We start from the raw sequence: 21,386 nt of genomic DNA, 5'->3' as shown, positions 1-21,386 counted from the left end.
TGTAAATGTACGAAGAGTCTTGATAATAGTTCACGAAATGTGAACTTTAATTGTTTTCGGGTAACGTTTTCTCAATAAAAGAAATAAATTTAGTCTCATTAAAATAATCGTATGGGAAAATTTCAACTTCCGAAAAGTAGAAACATGGGTGGGCCATGGTTATTGAGTGGTAATGACCTTGAATCTTTAGATTCTGTAATTAACTCAATCGATTCACTATTGTACAAATCGTGGGAACAGCAGGTTAGGGAGAATTTGTCCGAAGAATCAGGTGATGTAGAGGAAGAGTATTCAAATAAACAAGTAGCTGAAAAATTTGATGCTCTTCAAAAGAAAGGGTATAAGGCTTGTACATTCATAAATAAGGATGATTCGAGGCTTACTGATGAAAGCATTCAAGGCTTATTAAAAGATCCTGCAAGTATCAATCTGAAAGTTGAAGAAATAAGGATTCAAATTGTCTATGAGAAATATAGGGAGAATCGGTTCATCTTTAAATTAGATGGCATTAACGATGAGATGAGTTATGAACTAGAGTGTTCAGATGTAAGTGTGCGAGAGGAAATTCAATATGAGATTGAAAAATGGATTGCTGTAAAAAGGCCAAATAAATTTTTAAGATTTTGGTCCAATTCTGCGGCGGTAATGATACTATTAGCAGTTCTATCAATGCTAATTTTCGGATCTTCTGCTTATGAAAGTGAAGAGGTTCCCTACTCATCTGAGTTAAAAAGGGAAGCTTTTGAGTTGCTTGATAATGGAATAGATTCAACTAACTCTGATAGGGTTTTAGAACTCCTACTTCAATATGAGAGTGGATATGTTCCAAGTGATTATGTGGGAGCAAGATCAGAAAGTAATCCTTCAACAAAGAAGTTTTTTTACTTATCCATTTTTGTATTCATTATTGGAGTCGTAAAGCCCAAATCAACTATTGGACTAGGAAAGCATCAAGCTCGATACCGATTTCTCGTTGCATGGGTAAGACTAATCACTTACACCCTCCCTGCTGCTTTGATTATTACTCCATTTTGGCAGAGACTTACAGAATGGATATATAAGATTTAATTCCCTAGCAATTGCAGTTTCGATTTAACCTCACTAATGCTATAATTCTGGGCTTTGTTATAATAGAACTGAGATTCAAAACGTTCAACTGACAGTCGTAGGAATCTAATGTTTTCATTAAGTGCCTGGTTTTTCTCAATGAACTCATAAATTGATTTCTTCACAATCCTAAGGTTCGATTCAGAAACCACTGCCATTTGACCAAATACATCTATAATGTAATTTGATAGAGGTTGAAAGGTATGAATGCGTATATTCCTTTCATAGCTAAGTTTTAATAAATCAATTAGCAATGGAACCGCTTTGATATTTGTCAACTTCTCTAATCCAATCGCTCGATACTCTTCAATAGTATTGTTAGAGCACTCTTTTATCCAAGAAATATAGATTTCGAGCCCTTCAATATTTTGTAAACCAACAAGCCTATTTGATGCATCTTTTTTATCGCAAATATCTATATCGGATCTAATCTCGATAAGTAATTCCTTCTCTACGTATTCATCCTGATTCGCATCAATTAAATGATCTATAAGCTCAAATCTAATCTCACTGTCCGATACATCGAGAAGTTCTTTTAAACCATCAATGTCTCTTGTGAGCTCATAATATGTTCGTAAAATTTCTCGCCTATCGTAATCCTTTCTTTTCGAATTCAGAATTTCTTTTTTAACATAATCATAAGCCTCTACAACCTTATGCTGACAAATGAGGTAGAGATGGTTTTTAAGAACTGCTGTATCAGCTATCCCCTTTTGAATATTACTAATTATCCTTCCTTTAACTTGAGTGAAATCTAATCTATTAACAATATGTTCAATTCCAATCCAATCATGTCCAGCAACACCATCAAATGAGAGCATGTTGAGCAATATGTCATTAGAAAAATTTAAGGTAAGTCTATAGTTAAAGTACCAAATATATAGTGCCAAAGTACTATAAGTGACACTATCTCCATCAACAGTTATGGCGGAAGTGAAATCAATTTTATGTAAATTCCTATCACACCAATTCTGAATCCAATTCTTCTGTTCGGAGCTTAAAACTATCTCGTTATTATGACTTAGCTGTTCATAAATCAGAGAAGCACTGTACCATTCTACATTATCTGTTCTGGTAAACCAGGATTGAATATCTTTTTTATTTACTTCACCTTCTTCAGCAAATTCTCTTAACAATCTAAGAGCTGAGTTAGAATAGTAATCATCAAACCATTGGTTCCTTTTTCCCCTTCTTACTTCATACAGATCTTCGATGGAAAACGATTCCTTTTTTTCCTCAGAAAAAACTCTTAGTACTTCAAGTTCGAATTGTCTTTTGTTGAACAAAAGCTTAAGATCATTATCTCTCTTCTCTTCTCTTTTAGATTCCCAGTCTATTGGTTCAGGTTTTTGATAGGTAAAGTTTGCCTGACTATTAGCCTCTTTGACAAGCTTTTTAGCTAAATCTTCCTTATTAAAGAACAGCTGATTGATGATTGATTTTAATTCCTCAGGATTAATTATTTCCTGTTTGTATTGATCAACAACGAATTGAATATTGTCTTTCTGAAAAAGATCAACTAGTGATGTTATCTTACCGTATTCGAATCCTTCCTCACTTGACCAAATAGAAAGAAATGCTTTCTCCATCGTTCCGGTCTCCTCAAAAAATCTTATTACGTTCTTTAACTTATTAGGCTGCCAACGATGTTTCCCCTTTACATACCACTCGTAAAATACATCAAATATTTCTCCATGGTAACTGTAGGTGTTAATGGCATTAGAGACAATTTCGTCAAAGAGTTTTTCACTTTCATAAAGTCTATCAAACTGATGATTTTTAAGAGAAAACCGTGAAAGTTCTACAATTCCAGGATAAGAATTTACTTTTTTTATGCACTCTCTAAGTTTGAACCCTTCATCAAACAATGTTACATCTGATCGATCTCCAGTTTTCGAATTCTTTACCTCAACTCCATGAAATAAATACTCCAAATACTGATCAAGAAATTCAGCATTAACTAAAATCGAATAAATTCCAGACCTGATATACTGGTTGTCTCTATTTCCAACGATAGATAAAATATCATCAAAAACATCTTTTCCGATCGTAGGACTAAATTTACTTAAAGCAATAAGGCATGAATGTATGTAGCTTGGATCCGATTCATTTTTAATGATTTGATTATTGAGAAATATGTTCACTAAAGCATCTTGCTGTTTTGCATTGAGCTCTAAGTAAGTAATCAAGTTGATTGCGTTTAGAAGCGTATGCCTTCCATTGGACTTGTCTGAAATTTCTTCCAAAAGAAAGTCGGCATTGGCATTAGAATTGCCGAACTGAGCTAACTCTCTATAATTAAATTTATTGGAGTTAATCCAAATTCTGTGTTGCTTGTAGTAGTTGAATACACTCTGAAATATTTGAATTCTAATAGGAAGTGGTATCTTCTCTTTTTCAAATTTGACTATTGTTTCCTTTTCATTTTCAACAAACCATTTAAGTAAACTTTGATACAATTCGCTTTCATCATCAAGCAGTGAAAAAAGAAAGGCTAAAGTATTTGACCATGTTGGAATTAACTTATTATATGAAGTTGGAAAAGCTATAATTCTTAAGATTTTATCCAATTCTAAATTCATCAGAGCCTTGGCTGCCAGATATTCTTGAATATTGTTGTGTTCAAACTCCCATACTTCATCATCGAATTCCTTTTTATTGAAAGCAGTGCAGTATTTAAGGTCAACAAACTCACTTGAGTTTACAATATTCAAAAGTTCACTTTCAGGAATGTGGTTCCTTGCCATGATTTCCATTGAAAGCGCAACCCTCTGAAGAATTTCTGTTATCTCTCTTTTCCTACTTCTTATTTCAATTGTGGTTTTGTAGTGGTTCTGGTCGTATTCAATACGAGAATTAAAGAACTCTTCAAAAATTTCCGCGCGATTAAGTTTTTGATTTTTAACTTTTTCATGAATAGAAGAAAGTAACATTAAGAAGTAAGGCCTCTTTATCAAATCAACGAGATTCCCTTCCAAAATGGATTTTATGAATTCTTCTGACTTATATTCAGTTTTTGACTCAAAGTAATACTTTGCATCTGCCATGTTAATGTCCTCTAAGTAAAATTCTTCGAAAGTGCTAAGTGTTCCGCCAAATGATGAATTTGGTATTTCATAAAAATTCGTTCGACATGTTACGATGAGACTAACATCAGAATATTTTATAATAAATGAATTTAGCTGACGAATCACTGTATTAAATTCACTAGGCTGAATCTCGTCCAACCCATCCAGAATAATGAGGAGATTTTTTTGCGGAACTATCTTCCAATCATCAGGTAAAAACTTTTCTATTTCTTGATTGGCTGAGTAAGTATTCAACTTTCTAAGAATTGGAATGAAAGGCGAAGTTTCTCCGCTGGCTTCTTGATATAACTTTTGCAATTCCGTTGACTTTCCAGATCCAGCTCCACCTAGTAGAACTACTTTCTTGTGTTTCAACATGCATTGGTAAAGTGATGAATATTTTTTCAACTCTCCTGAGTCACTATAAACCTGACTTATCGTTCTTTCAATCTTAACTTCAGGCAATGAGAGTTTATAGTCTACGAATTCAATTTGGGGGATAACCTTTTCTTTACTTTCTACTCTTAATTCTTTGCATATTTCAAAGGCTTTTTGATTTAAAATACTACTAGCTCTTAGTGTGAAATCAGTAGAGTCTTTGAAAATTTCACAAAACCCCTTAGGCAATTGATCTTCTTTAAACTCTAGGACCTTTAGAAGTTGATGAGCTTTGCTTGAGTCTACACGTCCATCAAAATTTTCAAAATCCTTGAAAAACAATCGCATCTCTGGAACCTTATACTTGCTATTATGAAGTTCAGCTTCACAGAATTCTTGAAAAGTTCCTGAACCATATTCTTCCCCCGTTGAAGGGTTAATTGACCCTGTCTTTGTACCAAATCTCCTCCACCATATACCTAAATAAATATCATAGTCTCCAATCAAGTCTTGAATTTGAAGTTGTGCATTCCCATCAAATTTAGGATGGATCTGAGACCAATCTTTCACTTTGAATAGCAGCCTACAATCCTCAGAACTATATCTGTTATTGATATCTTCACAGATTTTCTTAACTATTTCCTTCTCTGGATCGACATCAGAAGGGTTAGAAACAAAGATCTTTATTTCTTTAATTTCATCCATAAGCTTAAAAATAGTTAAGTGTCACCTCTTATCTTCTGAACCGCTATTAAATGAAATAAGATTGAACATACTTCTGAGTCTGCTCCTAACTCTATTTCCATATAACTCTTCAAATTCTGTGCTATTTAGGTTGGTGGCGATATGAGTGAGCATGTTGTGCGAGATGAAATAGTCGTAACGAGAGAGGAGGATCTCCGTCATCACGTTGCAATCGTTTACATAGTATTTGAGGCTGTTCTCAACTCCCAGATCGTCAAAGCAGTAAATCTTTGGTTCTTTATCTGATCTTCTAAATCTGAAGGATTCACTACTGTATTTCTGAATTACGGAGTAACCTTCCTGGATGAATTGGGATATGTCTCTACATGATACCTTGATGTGATGTGTGAAGGGTGTTGAGATGTATCTTATCAATTTTTTTAGGTGATGTGACAAACGAACATAAATCTAGTAAACCATTGATAGGACGAAACTGATTATACTTAAATCACTAGAAATTTTGTATATCCATTGAATCGATTAAAAATAAGCTTAAAACTTCTCATTTAACAAAAACTGTTTAATATAGCAGCTACCTAATTTAATTCAACATATTAACAAAAGTTTAGAATCCAAGTGGAGGAAAGTAAATGGGATATCACGTAATACTAAAACATGATAGCAATGGCCTTGAAAGTAGGTATGCGGAAAATTTAGAAGAACTATCAGAGCTACCTATTGAGAAGAATACAATCATCTATCAAGGTGAGAAGCACTGGACTCCTATTCTCGCCAAGAATGATGAAAAATATTGTTTCTGGACAGACATAAGATTCAGATTATCAAAAAAAGCAGAATTTATTTTTCGTGATCAAGCATCCAAAGAAAAATATATGATTGAGACAATTAATCAGGATCAGGAAAGTTTCAGTTTTTATACTGGTGTTTCTGAAAAATATATCGATGTTAAACGTGGTGATTTTCTTATTAGAAATGTTGGGAATTTAGAGGTAGAAGTAAAGTGTAAAACCTTTTATAATAATAACGGAGAACGGCATTTCTATTTTGAAAAAGAAGCATTGAAGAAACATGAAAACATGCAAAAATTTACAGGTACTCATGTAGTCATCGCGGTATACCAAAGAAAAGAGGAAAAGGTAAAAGAAGATTCACTATATATGATTTCAGTAAACCATATGAGGTATGTTATAGACCAATTGGCTATTAAGCCCTTAAAACGAGTATGGGGATGGGGATTCCCAATTCCTATAAAACATTGTGCACCAAAATTTGGGTTGATTGAAACCTATAAAAGAGAAATAAATGAAAGGTTAGGCCAGAATTAAAACCTACTTTTATATTTAATAATGGCCCCAAACACTGTACTTCTAATGGCTTAATATCCTCTACTTCAGTGGAATGTATCATCTGCTATAATTGGCCTTCGTTTTAAGGCTTCACTAAGTCCTTTTTCCAAACTTTTTCTCTTTTGATATAGTACCCAGGCCTGCTCCTCAATTGAGAACGGATGCTCATTTCTCACCGCCTCAATAAACATCTTTTGCTTTTCCGTGATCGGTTCTAGTATCCCCTCCACAAGAGCTTCAAACCAATGACCATACTTCTCTAAAATCTCTATCATTTCATCGGAAAACGCTGGAAGGTTTTTGATTTTATTCTCTATCCTGAATTGGCCTTTCTCTTGTAAGTATTGAAGGTGATCTTTTTTGGTACTCCTCACCTTATAAAGTTAACAAAACCATTAAATAGAATTGAACCCAATCAATAAATAAGTAAAGGTTGTGCAATGAATAATCAAAGGATCAAAATACTATTTAAAAAATATAAACATGCACAACTCCACACTACTTGCTGTTTGAAATAAAGAGGGAGTTTCCACTCCCCCTTTATTTCTACGCTCTAAGCTGCATCAAATCAACCTGATGCCGTTCTTCATCTTCTAGAAACTCGATGAAATTTGACCAGCTTCTATTCGTTTTTCCCGCTCTGACTTTCCCTCTCCATTTGCGTATATACGCTCGATCCCTCTTCGTACACAGATTGGGAATTACATCCCATTCATAGCATTCTGAGCTACCATTAAATTTCACTTTCGGTTTAACATATGGCTTCATATTAAGCAGGTACTGCTCTATATCATAAATTGTTCCTGCATCTCCAATATAGGTTCGAAATACAACCACCTCAATAAAGTCTTCCTTCTTAAAATCGCTCATGCGTTCTAATCCCATTTTACTTGTTATCCCCTGCTTGATATATTCAAACCCTAATGGATGTCGCAGGTAGCAGAAGTAAAGCAATCCCTTGCCTTCATTTCGTTTGCACCTCTTTATAAAATCTTCACGTTTCCCTGTCGTACCCCCTAGCCCACAGCAGAATGTGCGTGTTGTTTTCTTAGACCTTGAAAACCTTTTGAAATATTCCTCACCACAGTTTGTACATCTCACGAAAGGGAAAATCATGCTCTGACAGTACGGTTTCTTCCCTCCTTTTTTTAAGAGTCTCTGTGGACGAGCAACAAATTTTACTTTAAGCGATTGCCAAAGAGATTCCACAGAAGAGGAGACTTCCTTATCATGAATTCTCTTAAAGGTCATAGGTAGAGTTCCCTTGCTAAAGATGTTGTTCACATTTACATCTCGGTGCGTACACCTCCACTTCTTATCATAGATATGTGCATGAAAAGGTTTCTTGGTGTACTTGGCTTCATCTGAAGTTGTTTGCTTTCTAAATACCATTTTTACGACATAATCGTCTCCGAGTACTTTCTGGAGCTTCTTTAAGATCTTCTTCTCTGTATGCTTTCGCTTACAGATGCACCCACCTTTATCTGGACGATTTCGAATATGGGCTAGCTTCCTTTCCTTCACCATATCACATAACAAACATTTAAGTTTTACTATCGTACCCTTCTTTGGAACCATGTCGATAGCCAGAACTTTGTACTCAACATTCAGCTTTCCTTTAGAATATAGATCGTCGAGTTCTGCCTGAATCTTCCTGAGCTTCTCAGAATTAGATTCTTTATTATTAGAATAGTTCATTGACAGAACTATGCCAATGATTGCACCGAAATGGCTTACCAAACCTGACCTACTGAGGCATCACATTTCACCAAAATCTGATGAGCGGAATTAAGCAAACTGATAGCGAAAACAAGAGCGGCCGAGCAGCGAATTTTCGGTAGCGAAAGAGAAGCAAAATTCGCTAGCAAAATGAACGAAAAAAAAGAAAGCAGATCTTGAGCGAAACGAGCAAATAATTTCAGTTTGATCTTGCATATCGTTACTGTAAAAAATAAAAAAGTAGTACTTTATTCACTACTTGATCCTGACGTTTTTACACGAAAAGAACCAAATAAGATTTGTTCATTCTGGCTAGCATACATACAATAGATTTGGCTGGGTGAAGTCGCTATCTTTTCGCTCTCTCCTAAGAGCGAATTGGCTGAGCAGATAAGTGAAATTTCGCTAAGCAAATTCGGTGGTGAATTGGGTGAGCAAAAGAGAGCGCGAAATGAGCAGCGGAATTGAGTGGGACATCCAGCCGATTCTGCAGTGGAGTTTAAGTGAATATTCCGTGACGAATTTGAACAAGAATATCCGTAATGTATCGAAGAACTCAATCAATTGGCAACCTTCACCTTTAAGGAAGCAAGATGCGAAAAGGTTAGAGATGTCTTTGTATTAAACTGTTACACAGGCCTGGGCTATTCTGACTTGCAAAGGCTAAAAAAATCACATTCATGATGGTTCTATTGAAATGAGAGCCTATGAGAATAAGAAAGATCTATTTGTGCCGCTAACTCAAAGACAAATACAGATTCTTGATAAATACAACCATGAACTTCCCACTCTATCAGATCAAAAATTTAACGCCTACATAAAAGAAGCCTGTAAAAAAGCTGGCATCAACAAGCAAGTGGAATTGATCAAATCAGTATCAGGAAATAAATCTTATGAGTACGTTCCCAAATGGGGAATAATCACTTCTCATATAGCTATCAAAACCATTATATCCCTTTGTTGTAAGAAAAGAATCTCTCCAAAGTCCGCTTTAGAAATCAGCGGAAAGAGTGTAGAGATCATCATAAAGCACTACTATGGAATAGATAAAGAAACAATTAAAGATCAATGAGAAGGACATTTTGAATTACACGTTCCTTTGTCAAACCACACACCTCCGCACATAACTATAGGGCTTGAATACCAGCTATGTCTCCCTGAAACAAATAAAAAAATCTAAACTATAATTCTTTGATATATACCTCAGATGACCCAAAGATTCGCCAACCATGGTACCCCGTTATTTTCATGGTGTCTTTTTTATTCATTTCAATAAAGCAATCCACTTCATGTGACATACCAGGTAGCTGGATTTTTCCATCATTCCATTCCCTGGATTCAAGATCATAAACAAGATTCCAAAGGATCAGTTTCCCCGTCTCTTCTGGATTATTGGACTTAATAATATCAGCCTTGTACTTATCTTTTTCTTTGTATACGCGCACAGTCCTGACACCATCGGACGAAACCCAATTCCCAACAATGCTATCTGGGCCTTTTTGAGCTATTACATTAATAGTTAGACCTATTTGAAAAAAAAGCAATATAGAATTCAGTTTGATCCTCATTTCTTAAAGGGATAAATCATTTGAGTTATGTAGGATTTAGGATAATCCGGCTCTTCCTTAATACCAATTTCACCAATACCCTTTGAGTCATAAATCTTTGGATCATCATAATTGGTTTTAAAGAGGTAATCCCAAAGCGTGAGCCAGGCACCATAGTTTACCTGTGCATCCTTATAATCTGCACGATGGTGCCAACGGTGCAACTCTGCTACGCAGAAAAATTTCTTTAATATCCCTGCCTTGTAATCAAGATTGGTATGCTGCATCATCATGTTGATAGCTAGAAGTGCCAATGCCGCTACTACAACGGGCTGAGGAACACCAATTAATAGACATACAATGATTCCGGGTCCACCCTCTAAAATCTGATGGATGGCGTGGCGTTTTTCTCCATTCAAAAAGTATAAACGTTCTGAACTATGGTGGATAGAATGCAGTTTCCAGAGCCATTGGTACTTGTGACTCTGCCAATGAACGAAGAACAAGAAAAAATCTATGATCGTTAGGGCTAAAAGCACCTGCGCCCAAAAGGGTAAATCAGTGGGGAACCAATCAAAAAAAACAACATACGTTGATAGCCAAATAAAGCTAAACTGAGCAGACACTTTGATTAAATAATTAATGATGTAGTAGGTGAAATCAAGGTTCCAATCTGTTCCATTTACCCATTCTTTTTCAAAGGGCATGAATCTCTCCAGAAGCAGAGCAATTACACCGAAGAGTGCAATGATAGGGATTGTAGCCAAGTATTGATTTATACCTGTTTGCATAGCCCATAGGATCAGGCCCCATGCAGAGATCATAAAAACCGGATAGATGCTGAATTGAAAGAATTTTTTCATATCTGCGTACCTTTAGTAGTCTGCAAAAATGAAAAGTTCGAATATTGATAGCTTGTATAAACCTGCTAAGCTTTCAACACACTGGAGGGTGAAACCCCAAACATGTCCACAAAGGTCTTTGAAAAGTGAGGTAGATCAGCAAAACCACCCACATAGCACGCAGACGTAAAAGATTTCCCATTCATGATAGCTTCAACAGTTGCTTGCAGCCTTGTCCATAACACAAATCTTCGAAATGGGATTCCAACCTGTTCTTTAAACAGATGAGCATACCTGCTTTCTGAGAGATGAACTTTTTCAGCAATATCAGCCAGGCTAATTCCATCATGTAGTGCATTCCTGATGTGTTCCGTGCTTTCTACAATCCTATTATCTATGGTGATGGTATGGGAAGCATACCCTGCTAAATCATGGATAAGTTGTGTGATTAGGACAATAATATCTACGTCACTCCCGAGAGCCCAGGAACGAATGTCGTTCATGGTTGATGACCGATGCAAATTGTCAACCCCTACAATTACCTTATTTAACGAATAGCTCCTCTCAAGCTGCCGTGACAAATAATGAAACGGATCCAAATAAATGAAAATTGGGGTGATGTTTGATGTATTAATGAATCGATGTTTGATATCGTGAGGTATCAGCGACAGTCTGTATTCATTTTCATTATTTTGAGCATCAGCCACCTTGAAACTTCCCTCCAAGCCATAAATGATCTCGGTGGCATGGTGGCTGTGTGGTTTTGTTTCTACCACCTTACCGGTATAGACCCCAATCCCATTTTGGAAATAAATTTTGAATGGATTCATTTATTTGTTTCTTCCACAACAGTTTCCACCATCCTGAATGGGCGGGCAAAGGTTTGTTCCAAAGCTGCAATACACACAACAGTCACCCTCTTTTGGTTTCAAAACTTCATGACAGCATTCGTAGAAATACTGGCATGCATCGGTTGGTATGGTTTCTCCCTTCTGATGCCCACGGTTGGTGCAAGTGATGGTCGATTCGAGTGTAATTTCTTTTTCCATTTCAGTATTAAATAGGATCTATCGGTAATTTCCTAAAACTGCAAAAGGTGAAATTCTGAATGGTATCAAAGGGTGTTTTATGATCAACCGTTATACATTTTATTTTCTCAAAAAATTTCCGGAGGCGGGCGGTCATAGTTGATTCTGAATATTGTTTGATTTCTATCCCACTGCATTTCTGTGGGCCTTGCTCTGAAAAAGTGCCTAGCACAAGCCTTCCGTCTGGCTTTATACTTCTTTGTGCATTTTCCAAGTAGCTCGCAATATCTTGTTCTTCCGTCAGAAAGTGGAAGGCTGCACGGTCGTGCCAAAAGTCGTATTGTCCGGCTGCCACAAAAGTCGCAGCATCTGCCACTATCCATTTCACTTTATCAGCAAGGGTACCAAGCCTCTTCCTTGCCCTTCTAAGGGCTGATTCAGAAATGTCCAGCACCGTGATGTCCTGATATCCCATGCCGAGCAAATGATCGACCAAGAAGCTATCCCCACCACCAATATCAATGATTTTAGCACTCTTGGGTACTTTGAGTTGTTTTATGAAATCCAAAGATATTTTCGGGGTTTGCTGAAACCAGCTTACCTCATTCAACTGCTTTGACTGATAGATATCTTCCCAATGTTTTTTTCTGTCAAAATTTTCCATTTCCATGGCTTTATTAAGATTTTAATACTTCAATAATTCTGATTTCCCATATACCAGTTAACTCACCATCCTCCTCATCTTTTACAAACCCTTTTATCCAAATCTTACCTGGTTTGAGCTTTGTTAGTACGTCACCTGAAGTATCAGCACTCACTATAAATATTTCTCCATTAACCTTAACTTTCCATACATTTCGCTCTTTCTGTAATTCTCCTTTTAACGTAACTTCAGCATTTCTGGCTGAAAATCCATTATTCTTCACTTCTTCCTGGATTTTTTGCAAGGTCAGTTCATTGGTGGCAGCAAGCGTGAGATAAGCCTTGCCGTCATTGAGGCTTACTTTCACACTTTCCAGGCCATCCATTTTTTTAAGTCCGCGCTCCAGACCATAGGCACACGGTGCACAATCCATTCCAAATACTTTCTGATCTACTTTGATCATCTGAGCCATTGCTCCGCTCAAACTAAAAATTGTTAACAATGTTATTATTCCTAATCTTTTCATTTTTTCTGTTTTTTAAAGTTTATAACCAATAACTAATGTTCATTGAAAGCCTGTATTCCTCTGTTGGGCCTTGTGTTACATCCTGATAGACCGGAAATAAAGCTCCAAAGGATATACCCCAAGCTCCATAAAGTCCCAGGAATGAAGGGCCGAGCATAACTTTTTTCCCTCTTTGATCAACGGGGGTAAGCTGACCTTCACTGGTACTTGCTCCGGGAAACTCCGCGAGCGATTCCACAAATACCCTCCAGTCCGGCTTTGGATAGTCTCCCATAAATATATTCGGCCGATAACCGACTACCAGACTTGCGTAAGGGAGGTCGCCTAATTGATCATTGGATTTCTCAAAATAATATTGATAACCACCACCTACCCAGGCATACCAGGTACGTGAAGCATAGCCGGTAGAGATCGCTCCGTGTATGGAATTGCTTACATTGATACCACTCCTGGTTTCTTCAGTAGGTGCCGAAACACTTAAAATAGCCGTGGATTCAAAGCGTTTGCCAACCCCAAATGCATTGGAGAAGAAACGGTACCATACAGATGCTTCTATGTCGCCATTTGCCGGCATGTTGCTGTTACTTCTTGTTCTGGGTGCTTCAGACAATCTGTTGACCATGGTGGGTATCGTGATATTAATTTGCAGATCTTCCGTCACGCCATACGACCAGATGTACCTAAGCATAAAGGATTGATCATCTTCGGTAGCCAGGCTCATAGCTGCTGCATTAAAGTCAAATCCTCCTTTTGCCAAGGTGGGGGTTTGTAAACCATAAAGGGGCCCGTGTCCCTGAGCCCTGACCTTAGAAATGGCTGTAACAGTTAGTAATATTAAAAAGGCTGTTCTTTTCATCGTATTATTTTAAAGTCCTAAAAATTGTTGAATTGGTAGTAGCAGGTAAGCTGAGAATAGTCCGAGAAGGTATAAACCAAAGGATATCCATAGGATAATTTTACTCCACCGGGCGGCTGTATCACATGGTGTCTCATTGCCATATTCGTCTATTTCACAGACCTGGTCTCTTTGGCGGCCATAAAACAGCCAAAAGTTGAACCCGATCAAAATACCTGCCGTCAGAAAAGTCCATTCCTTGTATTTACTCAACCAGATCAATGCCGGAAAGTCCGAAACCATTCCGGCCACTACCGCTCCCATACCCACCGCCACGAGTAATGACGGAAGGGCGCAGCACAGTAAGGTGGATACTGATGTAAACAAGGATGCGATGCTGACGAAATCCTGCTTTAGTGATTTTAAGACTCCCATTATTTTAATTGTCACTACATTGATGAATTCCCTTACCAGCACAGAATCAAGGGAAAATAAATAAGGTAAGCCGTGCCTTACTTGTTTTTACCCTTGTCCTATACCCGCTTTAATCAGCTCTTCTTTAGAAATCCCCTGATTTTCACAGCACGATAAAAGTTTGCCATTCACAGCAATAGCAGGTACTTTTTTGATCCCATATTCTTCCAGTTTGCTCAGACAGGTCTTGTCTTCACACTGCTTCACCAAATCATAAATGGTGATCTCACAATCATTACATGCCAGTTCCCTGACCATAGATACCACGGGATCACATACCAGGCAATTGGCAGTAAATACTTCTACATTTCGTTTCATTATTATTCTTTTTTGGGTTTAAATAAAAGCTGAAACAAACGTACGAGGTGCTATGGGGTGGTCTCCAAGAAAAAGTTTAGAAATTATTTTTTATCCACCTCATTGAATCGATCCAGGTGCTTTTTTAGTCGCGAAATTTCTTTCATTTTTTCGGTGAGGTCGTCCACTTCAATGGCAGGAAATTGTTGTCGCAGCATCTCTATTTGTTCTTCATTACCACAATTTCCAGGACAGGCACTTGAAGTTTCTGATATCTTAATGGCCAGAGATTTTCTAAATGTTTCATCCAATAAAAGGTAGTGCGCTTTATCTAAGCCACTCTTTGCAGCTTTGAACTGTATGAGGATTCTTTCCGGATCTTTCCCTTCATCCAGCATTTTTATCAAACCATCCATTTGGCCTTTTATGCTTTGCAATCGTGTTTTTATATCCTTTGTTAGGTCTTTGGGTATCATAATACTTCGTGTTTTACTAAAGGTACGTTTCCTTCCGGGGTGGTAAACAACAAATTGCTTGGTTTTTCTAATTTCAGTTACACCATCGACCCAATATCAGATCCCATCGATGGATATGCATAAACCATGTTCCGTATGTCAGAAACCGTAAGCTTTCCACGAATAGCCATTGCAAAAAGGTTAATCATTTCTTCCGCATGAGGACCAATAATGTGTGCTCCTAAAATGTACCCCTCATTGTCTGAAAGGACTTTATACGCATAAGTTGATTCATTGATCCGTTTGGCATTGTACCAGTTTGATGCTGACCCATCTTTTACCCGATATTCTAAACCTGATTCTTTTGCCTGCTTTTCCGTCATCCCTACAGATGCCAAAGTTGGTAAGGTGAATACCGCACTCGGCATTTCGGTGTAGTCGGGTGTTTTGGAATTACCACGAATAATATTGGCTGCTACGGCATGCCCTTCCATAACAGCAACAGGTGTGAGGTTTAGTCCATTACTTTCAGCAGCATCTCCTGCTGCGTAGACTAATGGATTGGTTTTGCTTTGAAGGAATTCGTTTACCTGTATTCCTTTTTTGCTGTAAGAAATATTAGCCTTTTCAAGGTTCATGCCATCCAACTCAGGCACTCTACCGGCAGCATTGACAACTAAGTCCGTTTGAATAGTTTTTTCACCATTTTTTGATGCTGCCTTTACTGTAAACCTGTTATCGGTTTTTTCTACTGCGATAACATCAGACTCAAGGTGAAGCTCAATTCCCAATTCTTCAGTGGCATTTACCAAATGCTTCACGATATCAGCTTCAAAGTTTTCTAAAGGCGTTTTACCTCTGTGAATTATGGTTACTTTACTTCCTGCTCTGGCAGCCAGATGAGCAAACTCCATCGCTATATATCCACCTCCTATAAAAGTAATTTCCTTAGGAAGCTCTTCCAAGTTTAGAAAATCTGTGCTGTCTATGGGTAAGCCACCTCCAGGTATATTCAGGATTACAGGTCGAGCACCTGTAGCAATTACAATTTTATCTGCTTCCAATAGGTTGTCTCCAATGCGGACAGTGTTTTCCGATTCAAAGCTGGCTGCTCCGTGATACATGTCTACACCCGCTTTTTCATAACCTTTCTCCACACCTTTCGGCATTTTGGCAACAAAGTCGTTTTTGTAAGCCATCAAGTCTTGCCAGTTAATAGAGACATCTCCTTGAATGCCGATCCCCTTCATGTTATTGGCCCGGTCAATGATTTCAGCTGCACCAACCAGAATCTTCTTTGGATCACAACCGCGTAGTGCGCAGGTTCCACCATAAGGTCTGGAGTCTGTAACAGCAGTCTTCAATCCTTTCTTAGCACATTTTTTGGCAATGGTCATTCCCGCCATGCCTGACCCGATTACTATTACATCGTATTTCATGAACAACAGCTACTTTTTCCACCTTCCTGAATAGGAGGACATGCCACAGTTCCATACGAGCAATACACACAGCAATCCCCGTCTTTTGACTTTAAGACTTGTTTGCAGTTTTCACACTCATAGAAGTACTGGCATGCATCTGTAGGCATGGTTTCTTCTTTTTGGTGACCACAATTGGGACAGGTAATAGTGGATTGTAAAACGATTTCTTTTTCCATTATTCGTCGTTGTTAGGTTTGAGTAATTCAGCTTTATAGCTGGTCTTTTCTTCAATAGCTGCAATAAGCTGCTCAGGCTGAGTCTTTTTAGGGTCATAGTCAATCACTGCAATATCACCGGGATATTCCACCGAATTGTCAACAACTCCTTTTGTTTCTTTCAAGACTTTATAAAGATGACTGGCACAGCCGGCACAAGTGAGACCGGTGACTTTCAGTTTAACCGTCTCACTTTTCTGTGTGGACTCGGTTGTTGGGGAATTGGCAGATTGTGCCATTCCATTTCCTGCAAGCAAGAAGACAAATGTTAGACTTAGAATGATGGTTTTCATTTTCTTTTTTGTTTAAAATTTTTTCAGTCAATGACTTTTTTATCAGTCACTTTATAGCCAGTAGCTTCCTCAACATTGGTTGCCAATTGATCAACTGATACTTTTGTTTGATCAAACTTTACCGTTGCAATGCCACTTTCGTAGGATGAAGAAGCTTCGAGAACACCTTCACTATTATTAAGCGCAGCATTCACGCTGTGCTCGCATCCTGTGCAGGTCATTCCTTTGATACTTAGCTCTGCATTCAGAATGTCATTTTCTTTCACCACAATAACATTCGATGCATTGCTATTGCCTGAGAAAAAGATGCCGGAATAGGATGGGAAAGCAAGCATCAATACAGCAAAGACGGTAACTATTCCGAGAAACTTCTTAGACTGCCAAAAGGAAGGTTTTTCATCCTCTTCGCAAGCACACTCAATTTCTTCCTGGGTTCTGGGTCGTAATTTTTGATACCAGGCAAACCCTAATACCAAAATGGTGAGGCCTATTAAATAAGGTCTAAAAGGCTCCATCCACGAAAAGGACGAAGCAATGCCTCCAATCCCTGCCAACGTGGCAAAAACAGGAGTGATACAACAAAGTGACGCTGTTATGGCCACCAACAAACCTGCCCCAACACTTTTGGAGGATGTATTTGTTTGATTTGAGTTGCTCATGATACTGGTTCTTTATAATTATCAAATAAGCTTTTTAAGACGGGCTTGATCACTTGTATATTCTCTTCTACCAGAGAATAGAAGACCGTTTGGCCTACTTTCTTGTCTTTGACAAGCTTCGCGTCCTTTAGCTTTCGTAAATGTTGAGAAACACCCCCTACAGATATATCCAGTATATCGCTCAGGTCACAAGGACACATTTCTCCTTCTTTGTGTAGGAGAAATAGAATTTTAAGTCTTGCAGCATTCCCAGAAAGATTGAATATCTGGGTTGCTAGCTCCAACTGCTCATCAAGTTGGTTTAGGGATTCCTTGCATTCCTTAATTTGGACAGGATCCGCCAATACTCTAATACAGGCCTTGCTCATATTTTACTATTTTAGTGATTACTAAAACGTTAAGATACCAAGAAAGGTTCAGTATTTAAGAGAATGCTAAAATATTGATATTAGCAATCCTCTAGCTCACAATTCTCATCCTGTCCTTCAAACTCTATCGTGATATGATTAATGGATTCATCTTTGAGTTGAGTTCGAACTTTCTCTTTGAGTTTGGCTTGCTTTGAAAGTTTGTAGTCTTGATCTAACTGCAAATGAATCGTGAGGATGTTGTATTCGCCATCCATTGACCAAACGTGATTGTCATGCACATCTGTGATTTCCGAAATATCCTTGAGCTTCTCTTTGATCTCATCCAATGAGACATCCTCTGGAATACCCTGCAAGATCACCAACATGCTTTTGCGAAGGTTTTTATAGACATTGTACAGTACAAAAAGGGAAATTAGAACAGAGAGTAGCGGGTCTATAAATGGTGCATCGGTATACATCATGATGATACTACCAATGAGCACGGCCACCCAGCCTAAAACATCTTCCAATAGATGTAATGAAACAACCTTTTCATTCAGAGATTCTCCTTTTCGGAGTTTCAAAACAGCAGCTCCATTGACCGCTATTCCCAAAATAGCGAGATAGAGCATCCCTTGAACATTGGTTTCTCCTGGATTGAAAAGTTCAGGAATTGCTTTCGTGAGTATGAATATGGATCCGGCAACTAAAACGATAGAATTGATGATAGCACCTAACAGTGAAAACCGCTTATATCCATAAGAAAACTTCTTTGTTCTTCCTTTCTTGGAGAGCTTTTGAAAGTACCACGAGAGTCCCAAACTGAGGCTATCTCCCAGATCATGCAATGCGTCTGAAAGGATAGCTAAGCTATTGGTATAAAGACCTCCTATTACTTCAATAATGGTGAAGCTCAGGTTTAGAAAAAAGGCGACTTTTACATTGCCTTCTGAATGGTCATGTGAATGATCGTGATTGTGTCCCATAGTTATTTTGCAAGTTTTAATATTCTGATTGCGCCTCTCATCACGAAGGCAAATACAATTCCCCCTATGGCCAGATCTGGCCATTTACTATCCAGCCAGTAAACCAGCACACCAGCGAGGATCACTCCACCGTTTACAATTATGTCATTGGAAGTAAATATGGCGCTGGCCTGCATGTGAGCTTCTTCGCTTTTAGCTTTATTGATCAGCCAGAGTGAAACCAGATTGCCCATGAGGGCCAGTATTGATATGATAATCATCCATTGAAACAGGGGCGTTTCGCTTTCGCTGAAAAACCTGCGTAATACTTCTGAAAAGCCTAAGAGTGCCAGTCCCATTTGAAAATAGCCACTGATTTTGGCTACTTTCTTTTTACGAGTCATGGCTGCACCGACAGCAAATAAGCTCAATCCATACACGATGGAATCCGCCAGCATATCCAACGAATCAGCTATCAAACCCATAGAGCGAGAAATCCAGCCGGTGGTCATTTCTACTACAAAGAACCCGAAATTGATACCCAGCACCCACCAAAGTATTTTTCGCTGCTTTGATTCATCTGCAGCCAACGGCAACTCTGCTTCATCTTCCGTATTTTCCAACCGGTCATTGAGTTTGAGTTCACTGAGGGCTTGATAGATATTGTCCACTTCTCCCGTGTGATATACCTCCAATTTACGATTGGGAATGTCAAAAGAAAGCTGCTTCACCTCGTTATAAGGTTCCAGCTTCATACGGATCATCTGCTCTTCTGAGGGGCAGTCCATTTTGGAGATGAAGAAAGTCGATTTTTTTACCTTGGACATTTACAGGCTATCAATTACGTGCTTCAGTTTTTCTCGTATTTGTGTGGCTATTTCTCCGAGACCTTCATTACTGACCGATTGCATAGATGCCACCGGATCCACTGCAGATATCTCAATTTTGCCAGGCTCCTTTTCCTGGACAATTACATTGCACGGAAGCATAGCTCCAATCTTATCTTCGGCCTGTAGCGCTTTGTAAGCAAACGGAGGATTACATGCTCCCAGGATTCTATAATTGTAAAAATCAACGTCAAGTTTCTTCTTCAAGGTGGCCTTAATGTCAATTTCAGTTAGGACACCAAATCCCTCATTTTTTAGTTCTTCAGTGACTTTTTCGATAGCTTCATCGAAATCACCATCTATGGTTTTTGTGAAATAATAACTCATGGTTTTTTAAAATTTATGTTTATACAATTTTGATTTTTAATCATCGTCTTCCAATTCCCCTTTCTTCATTTCTGAAATGAGATAGTAGGCGTTGTTCCAGGCGACTTCAGCTCCTTCAGGTAACTCCTCTAGTAGCTTGACCTCTATCCACCCGTCATCGGTAATGCCTGTTCGGATTTCAATTGGTGTAAATTTCCATTCGGTTTCTCCATCTTCTTCATGTGCTTCCGCCATGAAAATATAGGGCTTGCCTTCTTCTTCTATAATAGCATCTTCCGGTAAGGCAGTCACTTTATGACTAGTGGTATGGATTCTTCCATTGATATACATGCCGGGAATCAGAAAGTCTTCCTTATTGTTAATCTCCGCATGGATATGTACTGCTTTTGGGTTTAGCTCGAATTGTTTGCCTACCGAATAAATTTCAGCGGTCAGCGTATTTCCCGGAACAGACTCAACAGTAAAAGATACTTTTTGTCCCTCCTTTACTTTGTACACATCTTTTTCAAAAACCATCAGGTCGGCATGGATGTGATCGATATTAACTATCATAAACATCTCGATCTGAGGATTAACATACTGGCCTAACTGAATCTTGACTTTTTGTATGAATCCATTGATAGGGCTGACTACTGGTACGTACTCATAGATTTCTCCACTCCGTATCTTTACCGCATTCAAATTGAGTTGTTTTAACTGCACTTCATACCCTTTCACTTCACCTTTCATGCCCTTATACTCAGCTACTGTTTCCTGATATGTCTTTCCTGATCCAACTTCTTCTTCATACAATCGCTTTTGTCGCTGCATTTCCTTTTCTAAATACTGGAAGCGACTATACGCCTTGATATAGTTGGTTTGAAGCTGTGACAAGTTTGGATGAGAGAGGTATGCTAAGACCTGTCCTTTCAGAACTTTATCACCTTCAATGACCTTGATGGAAGTGATGTTTGCACCAAGTATGGCAGTGACGGTTGCCTCATGTTGGGGCGGAACTTCTAATTGTCCATTGGCTTCTACTATTCCGGAAAGAGCTCTTAATGGAAGCGTGTCAATTTTAAATTCCAGGTTATTGAACTTTAGTTGTGACAAGTGAACAGTACCTACTGATTCTTCAGCATGTCCTTCTTCTGCTTTTTCATCACTGTTCGGGTTAGCGTTTTTACTACCGCATCCTGTAAATGCTGCAACCAGCACCACTAGTGTCAAGATGTATATGATTTGATTTTTCATGTGTAT

At 38.2% G+C, this 21,386-nt stretch carries 26 protein-coding genes; 3 read left to right on the top strand and 23 right to left on the bottom strand.

Features of this window, described 5'->3' with window-relative positions; all coding sequences use genetic code 11:
- The first annotated feature begins 111 nt into the window (after positions 1–111).
- Positions 112–1,068, top strand: coding sequence for a hypothetical protein (locus ACP14Y_RS16135; protein ID WP_424963921.1), 957 nt, complete (start codon positions 112–114; stop codon positions 1,066–1,068).
- Here the strand turns inward: ACP14Y_RS16135 and ACP14Y_RS16130 are convergent.
- Entirely contained in the window at positions 1,065–5,258 is a 4,194-nt protein-coding gene (locus ACP14Y_RS16130; protein WP_424963920.1) for an NACHT domain-containing protein, read from the bottom strand. The two genes, ACP14Y_RS16135 and ACP14Y_RS16130, sit on opposite strands and share 4 nt — an antisense overlap.
- 21 nt (positions 5,259–5,279) lie before the next feature.
- Positions 5,280–5,672, bottom strand: coding sequence for a hypothetical protein (locus ACP14Y_RS16125; RefSeq protein ID WP_424963919.1), 393 nt, complete (start codon positions 5,670–5,672; stop codon positions 5,280–5,282).
- A 215-nt stretch (positions 5,673–5,887) separates the two neighbouring features.
- Here ACP14Y_RS16125 and ACP14Y_RS16120 point away from each other — a divergent pair, with 215 nt between their 5' ends.
- Entirely contained in the window at positions 5,888–6,583 is a 696-nt protein-coding gene (locus tag ACP14Y_RS16120) for a hypothetical protein (RefSeq protein ID WP_424963918.1), read from the top strand.
- A 65-nt stretch (positions 6,584–6,648) separates the two neighbouring features.
- On the opposite strand, the gene maoP is transcribed toward ACP14Y_RS16120, so the two are convergent.
- Together maoP and ACP14Y_RS16110 are read right to left on the bottom strand one after the other, a co-directional pair.
- Positions 6,649–6,978, bottom strand: a complete 330-nt coding sequence (gene maoP, locus ACP14Y_RS16115) for a DUF413 domain-containing protein (RefSeq protein WP_424963917.1) — start codon at positions 6,976–6,978, stop codon at positions 6,649–6,651.
- 172 nt (positions 6,979–7,150) lie between these two features.
- Entirely contained in the window at positions 7,151–8,302 is a 1,152-nt protein-coding gene (locus ACP14Y_RS16110) for a hypothetical protein (RefSeq protein WP_424963916.1), read from the bottom strand.
- Positions 8,303–9,020: 718 nt separating this feature from the next.
- On the opposite strand from ACP14Y_RS16110, the gene ACP14Y_RS16105 reads away from it, so the two are divergent.
- Entirely contained in the window at positions 9,021–9,395 is a 375-nt protein-coding gene (locus tag ACP14Y_RS16105; RefSeq protein WP_420575376.1) for a hypothetical protein, read from the top strand.
- A 109-nt stretch (positions 9,396–9,504) separates the two neighbouring features.
- On the opposite strand, the gene ACP14Y_RS16100 is transcribed toward ACP14Y_RS16105, so the two are convergent.
- The 19 genes from ACP14Y_RS16100 to ACP14Y_RS16010 form a co-directional block, all read right to left on the bottom strand.
- Positions 9,505–9,891: a DUF2147 domain-containing protein gene (locus ACP14Y_RS16100; protein WP_420575377.1), complete on the bottom strand. Its 387-nt coding sequence runs from the start codon at positions 9,889–9,891 to the stop codon at positions 9,505–9,507.
- Positions 9,888–10,733 (bottom strand): sterol desaturase family protein, encoded by an 846-nt coding sequence (locus tag ACP14Y_RS16095; protein ID WP_420575378.1) that lies wholly within the window; start codon positions 10,731–10,733, stop codon positions 9,888–9,890. Before ACP14Y_RS16095 ends, ACP14Y_RS16100 begins: the two co-directional genes overlap by 4 nt.
- Positions 10,734–10,798: 65 nt before the next feature.
- Positions 10,799–11,542, bottom strand: coding sequence for an AraC family transcriptional regulator (locus ACP14Y_RS16090; protein WP_420575379.1), 744 nt, complete (start codon positions 11,540–11,542; stop codon positions 10,799–10,801).
- The gene (locus tag ACP14Y_RS16085) at positions 11,543–11,761 is read right to left on the bottom strand and encodes a GDCCVxC domain-containing (seleno)protein (protein WP_420575380.1); all 219 of its coding nucleotides are present in this window, start codon (positions 11,759–11,761) and stop codon (positions 11,543–11,545) included. It lies immediately after the preceding gene.
- Between the two features lie 7 nt (positions 11,762–11,768).
- Positions 11,769–12,404 (bottom strand): class I SAM-dependent methyltransferase, encoded by a 636-nt coding sequence (locus ACP14Y_RS16080; protein WP_424963915.1) that lies wholly within the window; start codon positions 12,402–12,404, stop codon positions 11,769–11,771.
- A gap of 13 nt (positions 12,405–12,417) precedes the next feature.
- A complete protein-coding gene (locus ACP14Y_RS16075) occupies positions 12,418–12,909 on the bottom strand; it encodes a heavy-metal-associated domain-containing protein (RefSeq protein WP_424963914.1) in 492 nt (163 codons plus the stop codon).
- Between the two features lie 19 nt (positions 12,910–12,928).
- Positions 12,929–13,765, bottom strand: a complete 837-nt coding sequence (locus ACP14Y_RS16070) for a hypothetical protein (RefSeq protein WP_424963913.1) — start codon at positions 13,763–13,765, stop codon at positions 12,929–12,931.
- Positions 13,766–13,774: 9 nt separating this feature from the next.
- Positions 13,775–14,179, bottom strand: a complete 405-nt coding sequence (locus ACP14Y_RS16065; protein WP_424963912.1) for a hypothetical protein — start codon at positions 14,177–14,179, stop codon at positions 13,775–13,777.
- A gap of 87 nt (positions 14,180–14,266) precedes the next feature.
- Entirely contained in the window at positions 14,267–14,536 is a 270-nt protein-coding gene (locus ACP14Y_RS16060; protein ID WP_420575384.1) for a thioredoxin family protein, read from the bottom strand.
- Between the two features lie 83 nt (positions 14,537–14,619).
- Positions 14,620–14,991 carry a metal-sensitive transcriptional regulator gene (locus tag ACP14Y_RS16055; RefSeq protein ID WP_420575385.1) on the bottom strand — a complete coding sequence of 124 codons (372 nt, stop codon included), beginning with the start codon at positions 14,989–14,991 and terminating at the stop codon, positions 14,620–14,622.
- 77 nt (positions 14,992–15,068) lie between these two features.
- Entirely contained in the window at positions 15,069–16,409 is a 1,341-nt protein-coding gene (locus ACP14Y_RS16050) for an NAD(P)/FAD-dependent oxidoreductase (RefSeq protein ID WP_350205646.1), read from the bottom strand.
- Positions 16,406–16,627, bottom strand: a complete 222-nt coding sequence (locus tag ACP14Y_RS16045; protein WP_350205644.1) for a GDCCVxC domain-containing (seleno)protein — start codon at positions 16,625–16,627, stop codon at positions 16,406–16,408. The genes ACP14Y_RS16050 and ACP14Y_RS16045 overlap by 4 nt, the downstream gene beginning before the upstream one ends.
- Positions 16,627–16,959, bottom strand: coding sequence for a heavy metal-associated domain-containing protein (locus ACP14Y_RS16040; RefSeq protein WP_350205643.1), 333 nt, complete (start codon positions 16,957–16,959; stop codon positions 16,627–16,629). Before ACP14Y_RS16040 ends, ACP14Y_RS16045 begins: the two co-directional genes overlap by 1 nt.
- 23 nt (positions 16,960–16,982) lie before the next feature.
- Positions 16,983–17,618, bottom strand: coding sequence for a mercuric transport protein MerTP (gene merTP / locus ACP14Y_RS16035; RefSeq protein ID WP_424963911.1), 636 nt, complete (start codon positions 17,616–17,618; stop codon positions 16,983–16,985).
- Complete coding sequence (locus tag ACP14Y_RS16030) at positions 17,615–17,986, bottom strand: ArsR/SmtB family transcription factor (protein ID WP_424963910.1); 372 nt, start codon at positions 17,984–17,986, stop codon at positions 17,615–17,617. Before ACP14Y_RS16030 ends, merTP begins: the two co-directional genes overlap by 4 nt.
- Positions 17,987–18,066: 80 nt before the next feature.
- On the bottom strand, positions 18,067–18,954 hold the full coding sequence (locus ACP14Y_RS16025) for a cation diffusion facilitator family transporter (protein WP_424963909.1): 888 nt from the start codon (positions 18,952–18,954) through the stop codon (positions 18,067–18,069).
- Positions 18,955–18,956: 2 nt separating this feature from the next.
- On the bottom strand, positions 18,957–19,760 hold the full coding sequence (locus tag ACP14Y_RS16020) for a cation transporter (protein WP_424963908.1): 804 nt from the start codon (positions 19,758–19,760) through the stop codon (positions 18,957–18,959).
- Positions 19,761–20,147 carry a DUF302 domain-containing protein gene (locus ACP14Y_RS16015; protein WP_350219318.1) on the bottom strand — a complete coding sequence of 129 codons (387 nt, stop codon included), beginning with the start codon at positions 20,145–20,147 and terminating at the stop codon, positions 19,761–19,763. It lies immediately after the preceding gene.
- A gap of 36 nt (positions 20,148–20,183) precedes the next feature.
- The gene (locus ACP14Y_RS16010; protein ID WP_424963907.1) at positions 20,184–21,380 is read right to left on the bottom strand and encodes an efflux RND transporter periplasmic adaptor subunit; all 1,197 of its coding nucleotides are present in this window, start codon (positions 21,378–21,380) and stop codon (positions 20,184–20,186) included.
- Positions 21,381–21,386 lie beyond the last annotated feature (6 nt).

It is taken from the genome of Ekhidna sp., from assembly GCF_965247405.1.
In the GTDB taxonomy this organism is placed as follows: Bacteria; Bacteroidota; Bacteroidia; order Cytophagales; family Cyclobacteriaceae; genus Ekhidna.
This window is presented reverse-complemented; position numbering and strand designations above follow the sequence as displayed.